The organism is Kitasatospora cathayae (genome assembly GCF_027627435.1).
Classification (GTDB): domain Bacteria; phylum Actinomycetota; class Actinomycetes; order Streptomycetales; family Streptomycetaceae; genus Kitasatospora; species Kitasatospora cathayae.
Map to the genome: position 1 here is coordinate 7,405,881 of NZ_CP115450.1, position 19,972 is coordinate 7,425,852.

Annotated in this window: 13 protein-coding genes and 2 pseudogenes; 6 read left to right on the forward strand and 9 right to left on the reverse strand. The window is 71.6% G+C overall.

Annotated features, from left to right (window positions below; translation table 11 throughout):
• Positions 1–64: 64 nt before the first annotated feature.
• Together O1G21_RS33510 and O1G21_RS33515 are read right to left on the reverse strand one after the other, a co-directional pair.
• Positions 65–973: an ABC transporter permease gene (locus O1G21_RS33510; protein ID WP_270148985.1), complete on the reverse strand. Its 909-nt coding sequence runs from the start codon at positions 971–973 to the stop codon at positions 65–67.
• Positions 970–1,833 carry an ABC transporter ATP-binding protein gene (locus O1G21_RS33515; RefSeq protein WP_270148987.1) on the reverse strand — a complete coding sequence of 288 codons (864 nt, stop codon included), beginning with the start codon at positions 1,831–1,833 and terminating at the stop codon, positions 970–972. Before O1G21_RS33515 ends, O1G21_RS33510 begins: the two co-directional genes overlap by 4 nt.
• Before the next feature lie 261 nt (positions 1,834–2,094).
• On the opposite strand from O1G21_RS33515, the gene O1G21_RS33520 reads away from it, so the two are divergent.
• The 6 genes and pseudogenes from O1G21_RS33520 to O1G21_RS33545 form a co-directional block, all read left to right on the forward strand.
• Complete coding sequence (locus tag O1G21_RS33520; RefSeq protein WP_270148988.1) at positions 2,095–3,729, forward strand: ATP-binding protein; 1,635 nt, start codon at positions 2,095–2,097, stop codon at positions 3,727–3,729.
• The gene (locus O1G21_RS33525) at positions 3,726–4,412 is read left to right on the forward strand and encodes a response regulator (RefSeq protein WP_270148990.1); all 687 of its coding nucleotides are present in this window, start codon (positions 3,726–3,728) and stop codon (positions 4,410–4,412) included. Before O1G21_RS33520 ends, O1G21_RS33525 begins: the two co-directional genes overlap by 4 nt.
• 155 nt (positions 4,413–4,567) lie before the next feature.
• Entirely contained in the window at positions 4,568–7,354 is a 2,787-nt protein-coding gene (locus O1G21_RS33530) for a SpoIIE family protein phosphatase (RefSeq protein WP_405000844.1), read from the forward strand.
• Positions 7,355–7,644: 290 nt separating this feature from the next.
• Positions 7,645–7,926 (forward strand): hypothetical protein, encoded by a 282-nt coding sequence (locus tag O1G21_RS33535; protein WP_270148992.1) that lies wholly within the window; start codon positions 7,645–7,647, stop codon positions 7,924–7,926.
• 896 nt (positions 7,927–8,822) lie between these two features.
• Positions 8,823–9,443 (forward strand): DUF6230 family protein, encoded by a 621-nt coding sequence (locus O1G21_RS33540; RefSeq protein WP_270148994.1) that lies wholly within the window; start codon positions 8,823–8,825, stop codon positions 9,441–9,443.
• Between the two features lie 99 nt (positions 9,444–9,542).
• A pseudogene (locus O1G21_RS33545) lies at positions 9,543–9,902 on the forward strand (DUF6114 domain-containing protein); the annotation flags it as partial.
• Between the two features lie 390 nt (positions 9,903–10,292).
• Here the strand turns inward: O1G21_RS33545 and O1G21_RS33550 are convergent.
• The 7 genes and pseudogenes from O1G21_RS33550 to O1G21_RS33580 form a co-directional block, all read right to left on the reverse strand.
• On the reverse strand, positions 10,293–11,792 hold the full coding sequence (locus O1G21_RS33550; protein WP_270148996.1) for a glycoside hydrolase family 27 protein: 1,500 nt from the start codon (positions 11,790–11,792) through the stop codon (positions 10,293–10,295).
• Between the two features lie 757 nt (positions 11,793–12,549).
• Positions 12,550–12,903 (reverse strand): annotated as a pseudogene (locus O1G21_RS33555) (ATP-binding cassette domain-containing protein); the annotation flags it as partial.
• Positions 12,894–13,049, reverse strand: a complete 156-nt coding sequence (locus O1G21_RS33560) for a hypothetical protein (RefSeq protein WP_270148997.1) — start codon at positions 13,047–13,049, stop codon at positions 12,894–12,896. The pseudogene O1G21_RS33555 and the gene O1G21_RS33560, both read right to left, overlap by 10 nt.
• Before the next feature lie 62 nt (positions 13,050–13,111).
• Positions 13,112–14,218: a thiopeptide maturation pyridine synthase gene (locus tag O1G21_RS33565; RefSeq protein ID WP_270148999.1), complete on the reverse strand. Its 1,107-nt coding sequence runs from the start codon at positions 14,216–14,218 to the stop codon at positions 13,112–13,114.
• A complete protein-coding gene (locus O1G21_RS33570; RefSeq protein ID WP_270149000.1) occupies positions 14,215–16,617 on the reverse strand; it encodes a lantibiotic dehydratase in 2,403 nt (800 codons plus the stop codon). The genes O1G21_RS33565 and O1G21_RS33570 overlap by 4 nt, the downstream gene beginning before the upstream one ends.
• Positions 16,614–18,464, reverse strand: a complete 1,851-nt coding sequence (locus tag O1G21_RS33575) for a TOMM precursor leader peptide-binding protein (protein WP_270149002.1) — start codon at positions 18,462–18,464, stop codon at positions 16,614–16,616. The genes O1G21_RS33570 and O1G21_RS33575 overlap by 4 nt, the downstream gene beginning before the upstream one ends.
• A gap of 89 nt (positions 18,465–18,553) precedes the next feature.
• Entirely contained in the window at positions 18,554–19,969 is a 1,416-nt protein-coding gene (locus O1G21_RS33580) for a nitroreductase family protein (RefSeq protein WP_270149004.1), read from the reverse strand.
• Positions 19,970–19,972 lie beyond the last annotated feature (3 nt).

Below are 19,972 nucleotides of genomic sequence, written 5' to 3' on the forward strand. Positions count from 1 at the left end.
GGTACTGCGTGGGGGATGACGCGGAGTGGCGAGCTGCGGTGAGCCGTGGCGAACCGTTGCGGGACTAGATGACCGCGCTCTCGGACGGGGACGGCGGACGCCACGAGAGCAGCCGTCGCTCCAGCTTGGTGATCAGCCACTCGGCGATCAGGACGATGACCGCGATGACGGCCATGGTGGCGAACACGCCGTCGGGGTCGAACTGGTTCTGAGCGGTCTTGATGACGAGGCCGAGGCCGGCCTGCGCGCCGAGCACCTCGCCGACCAGCGCACCGACGATGGCGAACCCGAAGGCGGTGTGCAGGCTGGCGGTGATCCAGGTGAGCGCCGAGGGCAGCACCACGTGGCGCACGATCTGCAGCGGCGAGGCGCCCAGCACCCGGGCGTTGTTGAGGATGTTCCGGTCGACTTCCCGGACGCCCTGGAAGGCGTTGAAGAAGACCACGAAGAACACCAGCACCGCCGCGAGCAGGACCTTCGGCGTCTCACCGAGGCCGAACGCGACCAGGAAGATCGATCCGAGCACGATCCGCGGAACCGCGTTCACGATCTTGATGTACGGGCTCAACACGTCGGAGAGGAACCGGTTCTGACCGAGCAGGACACCGAGGACGACTCCCGCGACCGTGCCGATGGCGAATCCGAAGACCGCCTCCCGGAGCGTGGTCCCGATCTGCGTCCAGTACGAGCCGAACTCGGTGGCCTGCTCTCCCTTGGTGAAGTAGTCGACCAGGCGCTGGGCGATGCCGCTGGGCTGCCCGTAGAAGAACGGGTCGAGCCACTTCCAGGTGGTGACCAGCTGCCAGCCGCCGATCACGAGGACGGCCAGGCCCAACTGGGCCGTCAGGACCAGCAGCTTGCGCTTGCGGACCGCGCGCTTGCCGACCTTCGCGGGCGTGGCGTCCGTGGCCGGGGTCCCGGCCCCGGCCAGGGTCTTGGTGTCGGCCGGGGTAGTGGAGGAGACGCTGCTCATGACTTCTTCTCTCCCGTCGTGTCGGCGTAGGCGCGCTCGACCTCCTCGCGGAGCGAGGCCCAGATCTGGTGGTGGAGTTCGAGGAACCGGGGCTGGAAACGGATGTCCTGCACCGCGCCGCGCGGACGCGGCAGGTCGATCTCGTGGACCGCCTTGATCGAGCCCGGACGGGAGGTCATCACCACCACCCGGTCGGCGAGGGCCACGGCCTCCTCCAGGTCGTGGGTGATGAAGATGACCGAAGGACGCAGCTGCTCCCACAGGCCCAGCAGCTCGTTCTGCATGATCGCTTTGGTCTGGACGTCCAGGGCGCCGAACGGCTCGTCCATCAGCAGGATCTTCGGCTCGTTGATCAGCGCGGCGGCCATCGCGACACGCTTGCGCATGCCGCCGGAGAGCTGGTGCGGGTGGTGGTCCTCGAACCCGGCGAGGCCGACCCGGCGCAGCCAGTCCCGGGCGGCGGCGTTGGCCTTGGCCTTCCCCACACCCTTGAACACGGGGCCCATCGCCACGTTGCCCAGCACGGTCTTCCAGGGGAGCAGCGCGTCCGCCTGGAACATGAAGCTGATGCCGTCCGTGATGCCGTTGACCTCCTGGCCGCCGACCCTGACCGAGCCCTCGCTCGGGCGGTCCAGGCCGGACACCATGCTCAGGGTGGTCGACTTGCCGCAGCCAGTCGGCCCGACGACCGCGCAGAACTGTCCCGGCTCGACGGTGAAGCTCACCTCACGGGTCGCCGTGAAGGCCTCACCGCTCGGGGTCAGGAACCGCTTGGTCACCCCCGAGATCTCGATCCGGGCGTCCTCCCGGACGGTTCGTCCTGCGGCCGGGCCCGTCGCGGCGTCGTCTCGCGCAGCCATCGAATCCGCCTCCTTGGTTTCCTCTGCCACCCCTTCCGTGTTTCCGGGGTGTTGCGTGGTGCCGAGAAGATAGGGCGGCCGTACGGGGCGGCGGGAGTCTTGCGAACGTTGCGCGGATTCATTGCATTGCGGTGAGTTCTGCTCGTTCTGCGCACGGGCACAGGGCTGGGCAAACCGGGTTTCACCAGGCACACTCGCCTACACGCGCGCCGGGTCGGAAGAGCTCGGCGAAGGGAGTGTGATCGGTACGGAGGTGGCCGGATGGCCCGACGACGTGGCCAGGGCAGGAAGCTCTCGGCCCGCATCCTGGTCAGCCAGCTGCTCATCCTGGCCATCACCAGCGCCATCGGCTTCGTCCTGCTCACCTACGCGCAGCGCGACGAACTCGACCACGAGTACCAGCACCGCGCGCTCGCCATCGCCCGGACCGCCGCCGGCGACCCCCAGATCGTCCAGGCCATGGCCGACGGCACCGGCGGGGACGTCGTCCAGACGGTCGCCAGCCGGATCGAGAGGGCCTCCGGGGCGACCTACGTGGTGGTCATCGGCCTGAACCACATCCGGTACTCCCACCCGTTCCCCGATCTCATCGGCAAGGCCGTGGAGGAGCCGATCGCCGTCCTCGACGGCCGCACCTACACCGGCATGGACAACGGTGCGACCGGCCGTTCCGCCAACGCCAAGGTCCCGCTGCGCGGTTCCGCCGGAGAGGTGATCGGCGAGGTGTCCGTCGGCATCGCCGAGAAGCAGGCGGTAGGCCAACTCGTCCGGGAACTCCCCACCTTCGGCCTCTTCGCGGCAGCCGCCCTCGCGGTCGGCTCGATCGCCTCGTACGTCCTGGCCCGGCGGCTCAAACGGAGCACCTTCGGACTGGAACTGGAGGAGATCGCCGGGCTGCTCCAGGACCGCGAGGCGATGCTGCACGGCATCAAGGAGGGTGTGATCGCCTTCGACCCGCAGGGCAGGATCAGCGTGGTCAACGACGAGGCCCGCCAGCTGCTCGGCCTCGGCACCGCCCTGGGCTCCCGGCTCGACGAGGTCCTCCCCGACGGCCGGCTGCGCCGGGCGCTGGACGGCAGTCTGGAGGGCGTCGACCTGACCGTGCTGACCGACAGCCACTGCCTGGCCGTCAACCGGATGCCGGTCGTGCTGCACGGCCGCGAACTCGGCGCGGTCGTCACCGTCCGCGACCGGACCGAGCTGGTCGGCCTGCTGCGCGAGCTGGACTCCGTCCGCGGCCTCACCGACGCGCTCCGTGCCCAGCAGCACGAGTTCGCCAACCGGATGCACACCCTCGCCGGCCTGCTCGAACTCGGCGACCACGAGGCCGCCCTGGAGTACGCCGTCGAGCTCAGCCACGGTGAACCGGCCCTGACCGAAGCCGTCCGGGACCGGATCGCCAACCCCTTCATGGTCGGACTGATCGTCGCCAAGACCGCCGTCGCCGCCGAACGCGGGGTACGGATCCGCCTGAGCGAGGACTCCCGGCTCACCGAGCAGCCCGGCCACCTCAAGCGGCTGCTCACCATCGTCGGCAACCTGCTGGACAACGCGGTGGAGGCGGTCGGCAGCGGCGGGGAGGTCATCCTCGCGCTGGCCGAGGAGGAACACGCCATCACCCTCCGGGTCGCCGACAACGGCCCCGGCATCCCGTCCGGCGCCGCCGATTCGATCTTCGAGGACGGCTGGTCCACCAGCCCCGACCGGGGTACCGCCCGGCGCGGCCTCGGACTGGCCCTGGTCCACCGGCTGGTGCAGCGGCACGGTGGCACCATCACCGTCAGTCAAGGGCCGGGCGCGGTGTTCACCGTCGTCCTGCCCCTGCCGGACAACGACCCGGCACCCCTCGGCGCGGTCTTCACGGTTGCGCCCGCAGTACTGGAAGGTGCGCTGTGATCAGGACACTGGTGGTCGACGACGACTTCCGGGTGAGCGCCATCCACTCCGCCTACGTGCGCCGGGTGGACGGCTTCGAGGTGGTCGGCCAGGCCGGCTCGGTGGCGGCTGCCACGGCCGCCGTCCGGGAGTTGCGCCCCGACCTGCTACTGCTCGACCTCTACCTGCCCGACGGCAGCGGCCTCGACCTGCTGCGCCGACTGGTGGCCGAGGAGACCGGGCCGAGGCCCGACGCTCTGATGATCACCGCGGCCAGCGACGTCGCCTCGGTCCGCTCCGCGATGCAGCTCGGCGCCACCGGCTACCTGGTCAAGCCGTTCGGCTTCGCCGCCCTGGAGGAGCGCCTCGGCGCCTACCGGGAGCTGCGCGACCGGGTGGACGCCCTCGAACCCGGTGCGGACACGGCCCAGGCCGAGGTCGACGCGCTGTTCAGCGCCGCTCGCCCCAGCACGCTGCCCACCGTGTCCGCCAAGGGACATTCGGCGCCCACACTCGCACTGATCCTGGCCGCACTGCGCGGCGCTGGCTGCGACCTCTCCGCAGCCCAGGTCGGCCAGCAGACCGGGGTGTCCCGCGCCACCGCGCAGCGCTACCTCTCGTACCTGGTCCGGGAGCGGCTGGTGCGGCTGGAGCTCAAGTACGGCACCACCGGCCGCCCGGAGCACCGTTACCGGACGACCTGACGAGCATCCGGACGTCCCTGCGGGAAGGTTCGGCACCGCCTCGCCGCAGCTCCTCAGGTGGGGCGGCGCGCTGACCGGCTTCGGGCATGCGTACCTCCGGGCGGGGTGGCAGCGTGGAGGTGAGACCCGGATTCGCGGGGACGGCCTGCATGGACATGGTGGACAGCGCCACTGGGGGGACGGAACCCGGTGGACCGCGGGAGCACCGATCCACCAGAGGTCGGCTGCGCTCGCGGCCGTGGGCGCGCAGTGTCGCCGGGCAGGTGTTCCTGTGGCTGCTGGCCGTCGTGGTGCTGCTGGCCGGCGCCGGGCTGGCGGCGCTCATCCTGCAGGCCCGCGGCTACGCGACGCATGATGCCGTGCACCGCACGCGCGCCGCGGCCGTCACCTTGGCGCAGGTCCCCACGGTGGTGAACGCGCTGGACAGCGCCGACCCGACCGCGGTGCTGCAGCCGCTGGCCCTGGACGTCGGCGAAAAGGGCGGCTTCGACTACGTCGTGATCGCCGGCCCCGACGGAACCCGCTACGCCCAGACCGCCCAACCCGAGCTGATCGGAAAGCACCTCATCGGCCCGTACCAGCCGGCCCTCAAGGGGCCGATCACCATCAGCTTCACCGCGCCCATCGGACGGGTCGTGGAGAGCAGCGCGCCGGCCACCAGGCCGGACGGCTCGGTCGCCGGCCTGGTCCAGGTCGGCTACACCGTCGCGCACGCGGGCAGCGCGGTGGGCCGGCAGTTGCCGGTCCTGTTCCTCGGCACGGCCGCCGCGCTCGCCGTGGGCACCGGCGGGGCGGTGCTGGTGCGGCGGCGGCTGCGCCGCCAGACCCACGGCCTGGGCCCGGCCGAGATGACGCGGATGTACGAGCACCACGACGCGGTGCTGCACGCGGTACGTGAGGGCGTGCTGATCGTCGGCGGGGAGGGGCGCGTACTGCTGGCGAACGACGAGGCCCGGCGGCTGCTGGAGCTGCCGCCCGAGGTGGAGGGGCGGCCGGTCACCGAGCTGGGGCTCGATCCGGGGCTGGCCGAGCTGCTGGCGTCGGGGCGGGCCGCCACCGACGAGGTGCACCCGGCCGAGGGCCGGCTGCTCGCCGTCAACAACCGCCCCACCGCGCCGTTCGGCGGCGGGCCCGGCAGCGTCGCGACGATCCGGGACACCACCGAGCTGCGGGCGCTGGCCGGGCAGGCCGAGGCGGCCCGGGCCCGGCTGCAGCTGATCTACGACGCCGGGCTGCGGGTCGGCACCACCCTGGACATCGTGCGGATCGCCCAGGAGCTGGCGGATGTGGCGGTTCCCCGCTTCGCGGACTTCGCCACCGTCGAGCTGGCCGAGGCGGTACTGCGCGGTGACGAGCCGCTCCCGGGCACGGGCGTCGCGGGAGGCCCGCGGATCCGCCGGGTGGCCGCCGGCGGGCCCCGCGAGGACTGGCCGTTCTACCCGGTGGGCTCGCAGATCAGCCCGCTGCCCGGCACACCGGAGGCCACCACCCTCGGGAGCGGGCGCACCACGCTGGTGGCCGACCTGCGTCGGGCGCAGGCCTGGCGGGCACGCGACCCGCGGACCGCCGACCGGATCCTCGCGTACGGGGTCCACTCGCTGATCTCCACGCCGCTGAACGCACGCGGTCTGACCCTGGGCACGGTCAGCTTCTGGCGCGCGGCGCAGTCCGAGCCGTTCGGGAAGGAGGACGTCACCTTCGCCGAGGAACTGATCTCCCGCGCGGCGATCAGCATCGACAACGCCCGCCGCTACACCCGCGATCGCCGGATGGCCGAGGCGCTGCAGCGCAGCCTGCTGCCCCGCGGACTGCCCGAGCAGAGCGCCCTGGAGGCGGCCTACCGCTACCTGCCGGCACTGCACAGGGTCGGCGGGGACTGGTTCGACGTCATCCCGCTGCCCGGCTTCCGCGTGGCACTGGTCGTCGGCGACGTCGTCGGCCACGGCCTGCACGCCGCCGCCACCATGGGCCGGCTACGCACCGCCGTCCTCAACTTCGCCGCCCTCGACCTGCCCCCGGACGAGCTGCTCGCCCGCCTCGACGAACTGGTCGCCCGGCTCGACCAGGGCGAGGCGGGGCCGGGAGAAGGCGACGTCGAGGGCCAGGACGAGGACGAGGACGAGGGCGAGCGGGCGGTCACGGGCGCCACCTGCCTGTACGCGATCTACGACCCGGTCTCCGGACACTGCGCCATGGCGCGGGCGGGTCACCCACCGCCCGTACTGGTCCGCACCGACGGCGGCGTGGAGTTCGTCGACCTGCCCGCCGGCCCGCCACTCGGCGTGGGCGGCCTGCCCTTCGAAACCACCGAACTCCAGCTGGCCCCAGGCACCCTCCTGGTCCTCTACACCGACGGACTCGTCACGAACCGCGAGCGCGACCTGGAGACCGGACTCGCCGCGCTGCGCCGCTCCCTGGCGCAGGCCCGTGCCGACGCATCCCCCGAGGAGACCTGCCGGGCCGTGTTCGACGCGCTGGCCCCGCCGCGTCCGAGCGACGACATCGCCCTCCTCGTCGCCCGTACGCAACTGCTCGCGCCCGACCAGGTGGCCACCTGGGACGTACCCGACGACTTCGCCGCCGTCTCCCGCATCCGCAACGCCTGCGACGACCAGCTCATCGCCTGGGACCTGGAGGAACTGACCTACACCACCGAGCTGATCCTCAGCGAACTGGTCACCAACGCCATCCGCTACGGCACCGCGCCCATCCGCGTCCGCATGCTGCGCGACACCAGCCTGGTCTGCGAGGTCTCCGACGCCAGCAGCACCGCCCCCCACCTGCGCTACGCCGACACCGCGGACGAGGGCGGCCGGGGCCTGTTCCTGGTGGCCCAGCTGGCCGCACGGTGGGGGACCAGGTACACGGCCCGCGGCAAGGTCATCTGGTCCGAGCAACCGCTGACCGCACCCGAGTTCCAGTTCGAGGCGATGCTGCTGTAACTCCCCCGCGGTGTAGCTCTCGCTCAACCTCGTCCTTCCCGGCGTCACCACCGTTGTCCGAGCTGCGATCGTGGCCCCGTCCGGATCGGTCGACCTCCTCGGCGACACCGTCCACAACGGCGCCGACGCCTGCTGAACCCTGGCCGCCGCCGTGCCCTGGGTCGCCCCTGAGCCGCAGGGTCGGCAGCGTTCGGAGCTCAACCGGCGTGGTGGCGGGAGGAGCTGTCCGGTCGCCGACCGCCGCCGTGCCGCCCTGCTGTGGCAGCGGCAGGGGTTGCCGGACCGGTCAGGTGCACCAGAACAGGAGCTGCGTGCAGGTCGGCTTCGGGCTGCTGCTCGGACTCGGCCCCGTCTGGGTCGGCTCGGGCGAGCCCGGGTGGCCGGCCGCGGGCGTCGGCTGGGTGGCCGGGACGGCCGGAGTACGGCCCGGTTCCGGTGAGGTGGAGGACCCGGGTCGGACGGCTCCGGCGGTGCCCGAGCCCGGCAAGGCGGTGGCTGAGGCATGGCCGGGCCCCGCGGTGGGGGAGGGCGAGGCGGGGTGGGGCTTCGGGGTGGGCGATGCCGGGTGGTGACTCGGGGGGAGGCCGGGGGAAGGGGTGCCGGGTGCGGTGGTGGTCGGCTGGGCACTGGGCGACCCGACAGGCTCGGCGGCGCCGTCCGAACCGTTCGACTGGAGGGCGACCGCGCCCAAGCCGATCACGGCGAGGCCCAGCACGCCGATACCGGCTGCCAATCGCCACCGCTTCAGCCGGCCGCCGGGGCGGAGATCCAGATCGGCGGCGGGCGGTTCGGCATGCGGCTCGGGCTGGAGCCCGTACGCGGCTGCGGGATGGGGCGGGGTGTCCGCCGGCAGTTCGGGTCGGGCAGCGGGTGTCCCCCCAGTGGCTCCGCCTTCTGCCGACTCCAGGGAGGCGTCCGTGTCCCCCTCCCCTTCCGCGGCAGGGCGGTGGTCGGCCGCGAGAGCCGGATCTCCTGCCTGCTCGGCGGGTGCCGTCTTCGCGGGTGCGGTGTCGGTGTCGGCGGCGGGGTGGGCGCAATCCGGGCAGGGGGTTGGGGGGTCGGGCCGATTCTCGCAGGACGAGCAGTGGTCCATTCGATCTTTCCGTAGGTGACGGCGCCACCGGTACCGGCCGGTGGTCGTGCTCGGGGGCACAAGCGGAATCGCGTGCTCCGGGAGCTTGGTGCGCGGGTTGTGCAAGGAGCGGGCGTGGTTGGTAAGACTTCCGGAAAGATCTGCGCATCGGTGGCCGGAGGGCCAGGTGCACCAGAAGTCGGCCGATGGGCCGCTGGAGTGATGTGCGGCGACATGGTCGTCAATGTGGCCGTGAATGGTTTGCGGAGCCATTTCCCGCACCGCATGATCGGCCGTGTCCGGTCTTTTCCGATTTCGGGCAGTCGGTGCGGTGTCCCGCGCGAACGCTCCCGGCCGGGCGCCCGGGAGCCATGGTCCAGGTCAGAGAGGGACGGCATGTCGCAACGCTTCGGCAGGACCCGCTGGAAGCGCTTCGCCGTCATCCTGCTGCCGTGCCTCGCGGCCACCGCGGCCCTCGTGGCCGGGGTGGCCCAGAACGCGCTCGCCGCGTCGTTCCTGATCTCCGGTGAGGAGTTCAAGCTCTCCGCCGACGAGCTCCACGGTGAAGGTTTCAGCCTGTACGGCACGGTCGACCTCACCCGCGAGCACGACCCGGTGCCGGTCATGGTCACGGGGTTCGAGTCCGCCACCATCCACGGGCTCTGCCAGTCCGCCGTCTTCCCGATCCCGGTGCTCGGCACCTTCACGCTGCGGCTCACCGGGGACAAGCGAGCGGCCACCGCGAAGGGGTTCTTCATCGACGCGAAGCACTTGGCGGCCGACCAGTCCAGCGCCCATCATCTCGACATCGGGGTCGCCGCCGGAGCGCTCACCAAGGGCGAAGTCAGCAAGGGCGACCGGGAGTCGCGCTTCTTCAACCCCAACAGCCCGGCGCAGCAGGCCAGTTCGATCAACCTGACCGACGTGCGGGTGGCCGCGGTCGCGGTGGCGGCCAGCAGCTTCGATGTTCCCGGGCTGGGCGTGTCGCTGGTGCACGGCCGGGACGAGTGCTTCTGACCCGTTGCCCCGGCAGCCCGTCTCGATCCCACTGACCGTACAGGGAGGTGCCACGTGTGGAACAGAACCACGGCCCCGTGGTCCAGGCCGCGCGAGGCGATCGCCACAGCCCGGCGGGAGTTCCGGGCCTGGCGCGGCACCCGCCCCTTCTGGGCCGGCCTGCTGACGTTCGTCGGCGGCCTGCCGATCCTCTACTTCCCCTTTCCCTACGCCCACCTCACCCTGGGCGGTCTCGGCCTGGCGCTCTCCACCACTGCGGGCGCGGGCTCACTCCTCGTCGGGAGCCTGCTGATCACGCTGGGTGTCACGCTCTGGCTCCAGCAGCAGGTGCGGATCTTCGCCGGGGTCGCCGCGATCCTGCTCTCACTGCTCTCCGTGCCGGTCGCCAACTTCGGCGGCTTCTTCCTGGGCATGCTGCCCGGGCTCATCGGCGGCTCGCTGGCCTGCGCCTGGGCTCCACCGGACAACGGCGGCTGAACGTCACGGCCTTCTGGGTGCGACCCGCCAACGGCGCCGACCGGCCTACCACCCCCTGCGCCTTGGACCACGCCGGCTGACGACCTGCCGCAACGACGTGAATTCTTCCGGTGAATGACGGTCTGTCGACATTGCGTATCTGTGCAACGCTGACGTGGGGGTGGACGTGGCCGACGGCCTGCCGGGCAAGAGGAAGAAGACCGAGCTCAAACCGATCGAAGAGGACGTCGAGGGCCCGGACCGACTTCTCATGGAACGTCTTCGCGAGCTGTATGCAACAGCTGGGCCAGCCTTCGGGAGTTCAGTGAGGCGATCGGGCGAGTGAGGGCACGCAATCCCGGTACGACGGTCGTCGTCAGGCCCGGTGATCGCTCAGACGGCCCACTGCTGGTTGGCCTGGCCGTTGCAGGTCCACAGGTCGATCAGGGCGCCGTTGGCTGTGGATCCGGCGGTGACGTCGAGGCAGAGTCCGGACTGGGCGCTGGTGATGGTGCCGTCGGCGTTCACCTTCCACTGCTGGTTCGCCTGGTTGTTGCAGGTCCAGATCTCGACCTTGGTGCCGGGTGTGGTCTGGCCGTTGTACGCGTCCAGGCACATCTGGGAGCCGCCCGAGTAGACGGTCAGCTGGCGGGAGGAGGTGCGGGTCCAGGTCTGGTTCGATTGGCCGTTGCAGTCCCAGATGATCAGCTGGGTGCCCGGGGTGGTGGTCGAGTTCGGCACGTCCAGGCACTTGTTCGCACCGACCGCGCGCACCGGGCCGGCCGGGTTCGTTCCGCCGCCGGTGCCGCCCGCGACGCGGAGCATGATGGTGCCGTGCGCCGGAACCGAGGCGCTGATGGTGCCGCTGGTGGTCGACGTCGCGCCGGACCACAGGTCGGTGATGCCGTAGCTGGAGGCCCCGGTCTTGCCGATCGCGGCGACGGAGGTGCTGATGGTCGCGGTCGATCCGGTCTCGTTGAACAGGGCCACCGAGACGTCGCCGTTCGCCAGCGGCTTGGCCAGCACGTCGAGACCGCCGCCGGAGGACACCAGCGTGCCCTGCTTGCCGAGTGAGTCCTGGTCCACCGCGATCACCCCGGCGTTGGTGAGCGTGGCCAGGGTGGCCGGGCTGGCCGAGGCGATGTTGGTGCCGGCGATCAGCGGAGCCGCCATCTCCGCCCACAGGCTGAACTCCGAGCGGCTCTCGGTGTCGGTGAGAGAGCCGTTGCCGACCTCGAGCATGTCCGGGTCGTTCCAGTGACCGGGCCCGGCGTAGGAGGCCAGGTTCACGTTGCTGTGGAAGATCGACAGCATGCTGGAATAGCTGGCGTTGATGTCCCCGGTGGTGCGCCAACTGTTGCCGACACCGGCGCCCCAGGTCCACACACTGTCCTCGCCCCAACTGCACAGGCTGAACAGGATGGGCCGGCCGGTCGCAGCCAGGGCGTCGCGCATCGCGGTGTAGCGGGTCTGCGCGGGCGCCTCGGTTCCGTTGGGGCAGGAGTTCAGCCAACAGCCCGGCCCGGCATAGCAGTTGTCGTACTTCAGGTAGTCCACGCCCCAGGCGGCGAAGGCCTGCGCGTCCGTGGTCTCGTGGCCCAGGCTGCCCGGGAAGCCGGCGCAGGTCTGCAGTCCGGCGTCCTCGTAGATGCCCAGCTTCAACCCCAGCGAGTGGACGTAGTCGGCGGTGCCCTTGATCCCGTCCGGGAACTTGTTCGGATCAGGCACCAGGCGCCCGTCGGAGCCCCGGGTGTGGGTCATCCAGCAGTCGTCGATGTTGACGTACCCGTACCCTGCGCTCTGCATGCCGTTGTTGTGCATGGCCAGCGCCGTGCTCTTGATCAGCGGCTCGGAGACGTTGCAGCCGTAGGCGTTCCAGTCGTTGAAACCCATCGGCGGCGTGGTCGCCAAACCGTTTCCCAGGGCCGCAGCTGGCGGGGCCGCGCCCAGGGAGAGCAGCGGAATCGCCAAGGACAGGAGTAACGCCGAGAGTACGCAGCCAAGCGTCCTCCGCAGCCGTGTGCGCGCCGGTGGCCGGGTGGCGCGCAGGTTCGCGTGGAGCATGGGGTCGCCTCCTGATGGAGTGGTGGGGGAGGTGTCGGTTCCTCGCGGTTCGGCATTCACCCAAGTTCGTTGTGGGCATGACAAACACGCTTCGGTGGATGGCCTCACAGTTGCGGGGTGGGGACTCCGAGAAGACTCGATTGCGCAGCGAGGTCGCCGCGTGAAGAAATGGAGGACTGCACGCCGGTATTTCCGGTGCGGCTTCCCTGGTATATCGGGGCGGCGAGTCCAACCGGATCTCCGGTCCGGCCTCGTGGGTGTCGGAAGAAGCGGAAGAAGCGGCGAGTTGGCGCGACTCCTCGCTCGCCGTCCGACCGCGCAGTACGCCGGGTGGCCGCTCGTGGCGCTCAGGTCCCCATGCCGGCCTCCCGATCGGCGGTGGATTCGACGAGTGGATGTTAGCGCTAACAATCAATCGTAAAAAAGATCACCGAGGTGAATGTCCCCGGCGTTGGCCAATGGGAGCTTCCAATACCCTGCGTGCAGTGTCAACCCTTCTTGCAACAATGCGCGCCTCTCGGTGGTCTGAATCGCCCCGGGTTCGGTAGAGATTCAGGTCGTGGCTGTGACCAGGGTTTCGTGTTCGTCAGGTAGTAGTTGGTCTCGTACTAGACGGGCGGGGATCTCGCATCAGTGCCCGCGCGATGACGACCCGCTGAGCGTGACCGCCGGAGAGCCGCTCGATCCGTTGACCGGCCTGGTCGGTGAGCCCAATAGGGTCCAGCAACTCGTCGGCACGGCTGTGCCGCTCAGCCCGGCCGATGCCGTGGTAGCGCGCGTGGAAGAGCAGGCTCTGCCGCACGTCCAGGGAACGGTCCAGGTTCTGGCGTTGGGGCACGACCGCGGGCAACCGCTTGGCCGCGGCCGGTCGGGCCACCACGTCCGTGCCGAAGAGCAGGCATCGGCCCGCGGTCGGCAGGATCCGGGTGGTCAGCACGCCGACGGTGGTGGACTTCCCCGCCCCGTTCGGACCGAGCGGGCCGAAGACCGTGCCCGGTCGACCGTGAAGCTCAGACCGTCCACGGCGGCCGCCGCGTGCGGGTGGTAGCGCTTGACGAGGCCGCTGACGGTGACGGCGTGGCTCATGCGTTTCTCTCCCCCTTTCGTGCGGTCCGGTCCTCGTGCGATCCGGTCCTCGTGCGGTCCGGCTACAGACGGCCGCCGCTGTCGACGAAACCGATCAGATCCTGGATCCGGTCCAGCGCGGTCACCCCGTGCACGTCCTCGACGGCGCGGGAGACCACATGGCAGATCAGGTTGCGTTCCAGCTCACCGATGCCGAGGCGGTACATGTTGAGGTACAGCCAGTTGAGTACGACCCGGTACTGCTGGAAGGCCTGCCAGCCGCCGAGTTGGTCGGCCGCTGCCCGGTGGCCGCCGAGCGCCTGGTGGAACGGGCTGCGCTCGGACCACTCGCTCCAGGTCGAACCCCATGCCTCCGGGTCGCCGTTCTCGTCGGTGTTGAGCGTCAACTCCCCGGATTCCAGGAGCCCGGCGGCCTGGTTGCGGTAGTGGAGGAGGGTGTCCGGGAGAGCGCCGAACAGGATGACCTCGTGGTGGTCGGCGGCCGCGGTGATCTCGACGACCCGTCGCCGGAAGTGCTCCGCGTTGGCCTCGTAGACCTGGTCGAACCGTGCGCGCAGGCCGTCGGGCATCTTCGCGATGAAGGCGTCGGCGTGTCCGCGGAAGGACATGTAGCCGTAGGTCACCGGCGGGAGGAACCGGTTCGCCACCGCGATGAACAGGTCCACTGCGAGCGCCATCTTCGAACCGCCGCCACGGACCCAGTCGAGGATGTCGAAGACGATGTCGTTGGTGTCGACGTAGTAGTCGGCGAGCAGGTCCGCCGCGGTCTGCCCGCCGAGCACGTGCAGGCGCTGGTCGTGGGGACCGGTCTCGACGGTGTTGTTGGGTGCCCAGGGCGTCAACGGCCCGCGTTCGCGCTCGTACCGGGCGAGCCGGACGTGCTGCGGGTGCGCGGCCCGCTCGTCCAGAACCACGGTGGACGGATGTGCCCGCAGGTACTCCTGGAGTACGTCGGCGACGGCCGGTGCGACGACGCCGTCGAAGGTCTCGGCGCTCGCCCGGATCGGAATGCGGACGTGCGGCCCGCGCCGCCAGTGCGGCTGGTAGTACACCTTGGACACGGCAGGGGCCACGGCCGTGATGAAGGGGCGCACCGCGTCCAGCAGCAGATCGGTCCGGTCGCCGTCGTGGTGGAAGACGTTCACGCTGCGCCACGAGGACTCCGTCATTTTCCATCTCCTTGACAGTTCAGCTCGATCACGTACTCGGTCACTCGGGGCGCGCCCCTGTCGTCGACGATGGCGGTCTCCGGCTCCGGTGCGACCTCCTGGAACACCGCCGCGCAGGCCGGGTCCCTGGCCAGCCGCTCGAAGGCCAGCACGAGTGGCGGTGACCCGATGTCGACGTACATCGGCTTGCGGGCGCGATCGCCGGCGAACGCACCCGCCGACACGGCGCCCGTCCGCAGGACGGAGACGAAGAACCGGGGTGGGATGCCGTGCTCGGCCAGCCAGGTCACCAGTGTGAGCAGGAAGTCCGCGTCGGGCTGGCCGGCTCCGCGGCGCGGAAGCGTGCCCGGCTGGGCCACCCAGGTGGCTCGCCGGAGCACCACGCGCCCGATGGTCAGCCGCGGCGCGTGCAGCACCCGGCCCTCCCCGCTGCCGGCGCTCGCGTCGTGCTGCAGCGGTTGGTCGGGCCGCAGCAGGATGGGGTTCTCGCCGAATGCCTCGATCAGCAACGCCATGACCGGCGGGAGCAGCCGCTCGTAGGACAGCCCGCCGTGGACGGGCCGGACGGCCGACCCGTTGTCGAACAGGACCGGAAGTCCGTCCTCACCCACGCCGACCGTCAGCCGGGCGGGCGGTGGGTAGTCGAGCCGGTCCGGCAGGGTGATCTCGCGCTGGTTGAGCGAGGTGGCCTGGGTCTGGGTGAACTCCGCGTACGTCGGCGCTGGCGGGTGCACCGGGTCGACCGGGAGCGGATCCTCCCCGACCTGGTGCAGCAGTCGGCGCACCTGGGACCGGCCCCGGCCGAAGCCGGAGTTCACCGCGTTGACGATCAACGCGGTGCCGTCGTGCTGGGCGTACACGGCGACCGACCCGGCCGGGCGCACCCAGGTCGGCAGCGCGTCGAGCGCCTGCTCGATCCGCTGCCGGTCCGGCATCGCGCGCCGGATGCCGGCGATCAGGCCGACCAGGTGGCGTACCTCCGCGATCGGGCTTGCCGCGAGGGTTTCGGTCGGCCCGGTCATGTCGAAGGCGACAGCGCGGGGATGTAGCCGCATCGCCTCGCGGCCGTCGCGCACCAGTTCGGCGTAGAACCGGTCGAACGGCACCGGTGCTTCCGTGCCGAAGCGTTCCCGGACGAACGCGGCGATCGCCAGTTTGAAGGGCAGCGTGTGGTCGAAGACCGCGAGCAGCCGACAGGCGACGGCCAGTTCGTCCACCGTGTCCTGCCAGGACGGCAGGCCCGCTTCGACCACGACGCCGGGGATGACCGACTGTTCGGTGACGACCTCTCGCACCGTGCCGGTGATGCCGAGGGCCAGGAGCCGCTCGCGCAGCACCGGTCCGAGCGCGACCCGGTCGGTTCCGTCCGCGTCCCGGTACTCGCGCAGCGTCTCCCGGACCGGGGTCAGCCCGGGAACGCGTTCCGCCAACTGCCCCAGGGGGTCGGCCCCGTGTTCGTCGAGGTCGGGCCGGACCAGCAGCAGACCGGACGCCAGGAGCGAGCGCAGGTATCCGGCCGCCCGCTCCGGCGGCGCGGGGAGGCCCGCGGCCAACTCGGCCAGCGTCGGCTGACCGGCGGCGGCCCGCAGGCAGTACCGCAGCGGCGGGGTGAGGGGCAGGGTGAGGAGTTCCTCGGCCGGTGCCGGGCCGAGGAACCGGACGCTGTCGGCCACGAGGCGCGCGCTCGGGTTGATCCGGACCCTCGTCCCGGCCAGCCCGGCGGTCAGCGGGGTGAGGACCGACAGGTCGAGGTCGACGACCGATCGGGCCGGCGCGGTCGCGGCCCAGCGCAGCGCCGGCCCGTCCGGGACGAACCGGCCGAGGCCGCTGGCCGTGAACGTGCTGAAGGGGCTGGTCTTGACGGCGGCGCGGGCCGCGTAGACGGCCAGCCGGATCAGCTCCTGCCGCCCGGGCTTGCGCCGGAGGACCTCGTGCAGGGTGGGGCTGGCGTGCGCGAGGCCCTGGTCGAAGCGGGGATCCGCGCCGATCTCGCGCAGGTTCGCGGCGATGGCGCGGTCCGCTTCGGCCAGCACGGTCGGCAACTGCGCGCGGTCAGCCCGGTACCGGCCCACCGCGTGGCCGAACTCGGCGATGTCCGCGGTGAGTTCGACGCCGAGGGCGGCGGCGACCGGGGGCTCGGCGAGCAGCCGCGCCGGATCGCGCAGTTGGTGCACGGTCCGGCGCAGCGCGACCAGTTTCGGTTTGGCGCCAGGGTCGGCCAACGCCCCGATCACGCCGTGGCAGCGGTCGGACAGCACCGCGGCGTCCGCCGTCAGCGCGGCCACCGCGTGCGCCGCCGTCAGCAGGGCGTGTCGCAGCCGCTCGTCGACGAGTTGGTCGAGCACGGTGGCGGGCAGGCCCGCGACGCGTACGGCGAACGTTGTGGCGTGGCTGGTCATGGGAACGGGTGGGGGTGGGGGTTGAGATCGGCATCGGTCAGCGGGCGCGGCGCGTACCCGAGCCGGTGGGGCACCTCCCGCAGCCGGGGCAGGTCGGTGACCCTCCGGTTGCGATGGCCGAAGGTCATGGGCAGCGCGCCGGGCACGATCACCTTCACGCAGTGCAGGTCGGCGGCCTCGTGCAGCGGCGAGGTCTGGTTGACGACCACGACGTCGGTGCCACCGGCCAGCATCCGGTCCACGGCCTCGGTCAGGTCGTCCCGCAGATCGGCGTGGAACGGCCAGGGGTCGCGACCGAGTTGGTCCCAGCCGGTCCTGCGGTCGCCGGACAGCAGGAAGGAGAAGCGGTCGAACGCCTCCGGCGTGGCGCTGCACAGCGAGTGGTCGGTCATGATGCGCACCAGATCGGGATCGGCGGCCATTCGCCGGGCCCGCTCGGCCTCGGCCGGGTACCTGCGCACCTCCTGTTCGACGATGGGGGCCAGTTCGCCGAGTGCGGTGAGCACGGCGGCGACCGGGTCCAGCGCCGATCCGCTGGTGCAGACGACCCTCGGCCGGGTGGTGTCGCCGGTGGTGTCCTGCGCCAGCACCCAGAACGCGGGGATCGCCTCGGTGAGCGTCATGTCGAAGACCCGCACCCGGTAACCGGTGCGTTCGAGGCGTTCGACGACGAGCCCGACGCGCGGGTCGGGCGCCCGGGCGAGGTCCACCTCGGGGACGGGCATCCGGGCGTACCAGGTCATCAGGAACGCGTCCCGCTCGACGACCTCCAGGATCCCGTGCAGGATCGCCTCCTCCAGGCAGCCGCCGAGTGCGCAGCCGTTGGAGATCTCGAAGGTGAAGGGTTTGTCCGCGCGGGCCCCCGGTTGCATGGCCGTCCGGTAGTACGCGTACGTCTCCGGGACGAGCACCGGCCGGGCCCGGCGGAACGAGTACGCCCACACCCAGGACACCACGGCGTCCTCGGTGAACGGCTGGTAGGGGCAGTCCGGCTCCTGGTAGCGCTCCGGGGGGAACAGGCCGAGCGACCGCGGATCGAGGGCGTCCCCGGCGAGTTCGGCGTAGCTGCCGCGTACGGTCGTCCGCTTGCCCCAGGGCCATTGGCCGCCGAGCCGTTCCAGGGCCTCGGCGACTGCGGTGGCCCGGCAGGAGGCGAAGTCGCGGGTACGTCCGAACCCGGCCTCGCCGCGGTAGCCGTACTCGGCCAGGACCGCTTCGGCCAGCGGGAACAGCGAGTCGCGCAGGCCGTTGGGCGGGGCGACCACTCCGGTCTCGGCGTCCACGTACAGCTCGGTCAGCCGGGACTCGGAGAGTTCGCGGATCCTGCTGGCGCGCGCCTTGGGCTTGGGCCGCGGCAGGGGCGTGATCGCGGCTTGCGCGGCCGTGTCGTCGGGCAGCACGCCGCAGACCGGGCACAGCGGGTCCGGGAGGAACGCGTGCCGGGTCACGGACAGGTCGCGCAGGTCGAGGTACCAGCAGCAGTCCCGTGCGGCGCCCGAGTGCACCAGCTCGTGCACGGCGTCGGCGGCGAAGTCCGACAGCCAGGGGGACGGCTGGGTCGCGATCCGGTCGTCCTTGCGTAGCTCCGCGGTCCACTGGTCGCGCTGGGGCGCGCTGGAGCGCCACTTCTGCAGGCACCAGACGCAGCCGGGCTCGCCGGGCCGGACGACCGGGCCGACCACGACCCGGTCGAGCTCCGTCCACACCGGCAGCCAGGGCTCGCCCCGGTCGTGCGCCGCGGACCAGTCGCCGGTGTCCCAGCCGTCGCGCGCCACCACCAGCATCGACGGCGGGCGCCGGGCGATGGCATCGGCCAACAGGCCGGCACCGAGTACCGCGTTGCTCATGAGCCCGCCCCGCTTCGCCCGGCGGTCGCTCCGCGGAACGCGCAGCTCGTGGTCGTTCGTTCGCTGTGCTCGTTCACGAGCGGTTCTCCTCACCAGGTCAGCCGGAACTCGGGGCGCTGCCCGGCCGGATGCTCCGTACCGAAGTGCGCCATCAGCAGGGTCCGTTTCCGCCCCGTCAGGCCGAACCAGGCGTCCAGCAGATGGGTGAGCACGTCGTTCTGGATCCGGCTCGCCACGTCGATGGACGCGGCGGCGAGGCAGGCGCGGTGCAGCGCGGCACCGGCGGCCGCCTGCTGCACCCGGTACCAGCGGTCGCCGAACCGTTCCTCGGCGGCGTCGGCGTCTCCCACCGGCAGCAGCCACACGTTCGCCGTGCGGGCGCCCTGCTGGGTCAGCGCGGCCAGCGCGGCGTCCCGCAGTCGCTGCCGGGGATCGCCCTCGCTCACCAGCTCCAGCTGGTGCTCGCCGGGAAGGTAGCGGTAGGCACCGGCCGGGATGCCGGCCACGTCGGCGATGACGCAGTAGAACTCGACCAGGTCGGCCGGCAGGTCCCAGCGTGCCTGCTGGCCGTAGGCGGTGAGGATCGTGGCCAATGCGTCGATCGACATGACCTCCCCGCTGAAGCCGCGCATGGCCGCGTGACGGGTCCGGGTCCCGGCCGCCAGATCCGGTCGCGCGTGCGGCAGGCCGATCCGCTCGGCCTCTCCGGCAGGCTCGGCCGGCAGCGGTTCAGGGCCGGGGCGGCTCTGGGCGAGCACGGCCGCGTGGGCGCCGAACGCGCGCGGGAAGGCGGCCAGCGACGGACCGCCGAACGCGGAGGGCACCGGCGGAACGAGCTCGACGACCGAGTGCACCCCCTCCTCGCGCGGGTCGAGCCCCAGCAGTTCGGTGACGTCGGCGTCGGGGAAGCACAGCCGGGCCGTGGCGTTGGCGTCGCCCGCGACCACCAGCGCCTGGGCCACCTGGATTCCCGCCTCCAGGCAGGCGAGGCGGTAGTACATCTCGCCGTACTTGGCGGCCAGCCGCCAGAACACATTGGTCTGCACCAGGACGGTGGCGGCGGGTCGGGACGCCACCCAGCTCCGGTAGTCACCCGAGCGCAGGCGCACCAGGTCGTGCCGGGCCGGGTCGTAGTAGTGGACGCCGGTGGGCACCTCCGAGTCGGGACCGGCGATCACGTACCACTCGGCGCTGTACCGGGCGCCGCCCGACGGCGTCGGGCGGCGGGTCACCAGCCACTGCAGCGGATCGTCGTCCGGGATGGCCTCGAAGCTGTCGGTGAAGGGCAGCATGTCCAGCGGGGTCAGCCACTGTGACCGGGTGATGCCGCCGAGGTCCGCGAGCAGCCTGCCCAGCCGGTGGCCGGACTTCTCCGGTGGCCAGGGCAGGGGGTGCCGCGGTGCGTCCGGGTAGCTCTTGACCACCCGGGGCGGGTACGCCTCCGGGTTCGCCACCTCGGTCGGGGAGTGCACGTCCTCCTGGTAGCGCCTTGCCGCGTTGCCCATGGG

What these genes read in the sequence shown, in the direction of transcription:
- O1G21_RS33510 (WP_270148985.1), bottom strand. Translation starts at nt 973, where the DNA reads ATGAGCAGCGTCTCCTCCACTACCCCGGCCGACACCAAGACCCTGGCC.
- O1G21_RS33515 (WP_270148987.1), bottom strand. Translation starts at nt 1,833, where the DNA reads ATGGCTGCGCGAGACGACGCCGCGACGGGCCCGGCCGCAGGACGAACC.
- O1G21_RS33520 (WP_270148988.1), top strand. Translation starts at nt 2,095, where the DNA reads ATGGCCCGACGACGTGGCCAGGGCAGGAAGCTCTCGGCCCGCATCCTG.
- O1G21_RS33530 (WP_405000844.1), top strand. Translation starts at nt 4,568, where the DNA reads ATGGTGGACAGCGCCACTGGGGGGACGGAACCCGGTGGACCGCGGGAG.
- O1G21_RS33540 (WP_270148994.1), top strand. Translation starts at nt 8,823, where the DNA reads ATGTCGCAACGCTTCGGCAGGACCCGCTGGAAGCGCTTCGCCGTCATC.
- O1G21_RS33550 (WP_270148996.1), bottom strand. Translation starts at nt 11,792, where the DNA reads ATGGGTTTCAACGACTGGAACGCCTACGGCTGCAACGTCTCCGAGCCG.
- O1G21_RS33560 (WP_270148997.1), bottom strand. Translation starts at nt 13,049, where the DNA reads ATGAGCCACGCCGTCACCGTCAGCGGCCTCGTCAAGCGCTACCACCCG.
- O1G21_RS33565 (WP_270148999.1), bottom strand. Translation starts at nt 14,218, where the DNA reads ATGACGGAGTCCTCGTGGCGCAGCGTGAACGTCTTCCACCACGACGGC.
- O1G21_RS33570 (WP_270149000.1), bottom strand. Translation starts at nt 16,617, where the DNA reads ATGACCAGCCACGCCACAACGTTCGCCGTACGCGTCGCGGGCCTGCCC.
- O1G21_RS33575 (WP_270149002.1), bottom strand. Translation starts at nt 18,464, where the DNA reads ATGAGCAACGCGGTACTCGGTGCCGGCCTGTTGGCCGATGCCATCGCC.
- O1G21_RS33580 (WP_270149004.1), bottom strand. Translation starts at nt 19,969, where the DNA reads ATGGGCAACGCGGCAAGGCGCTACCAGGAGGACGTGCACTCCCCGACC.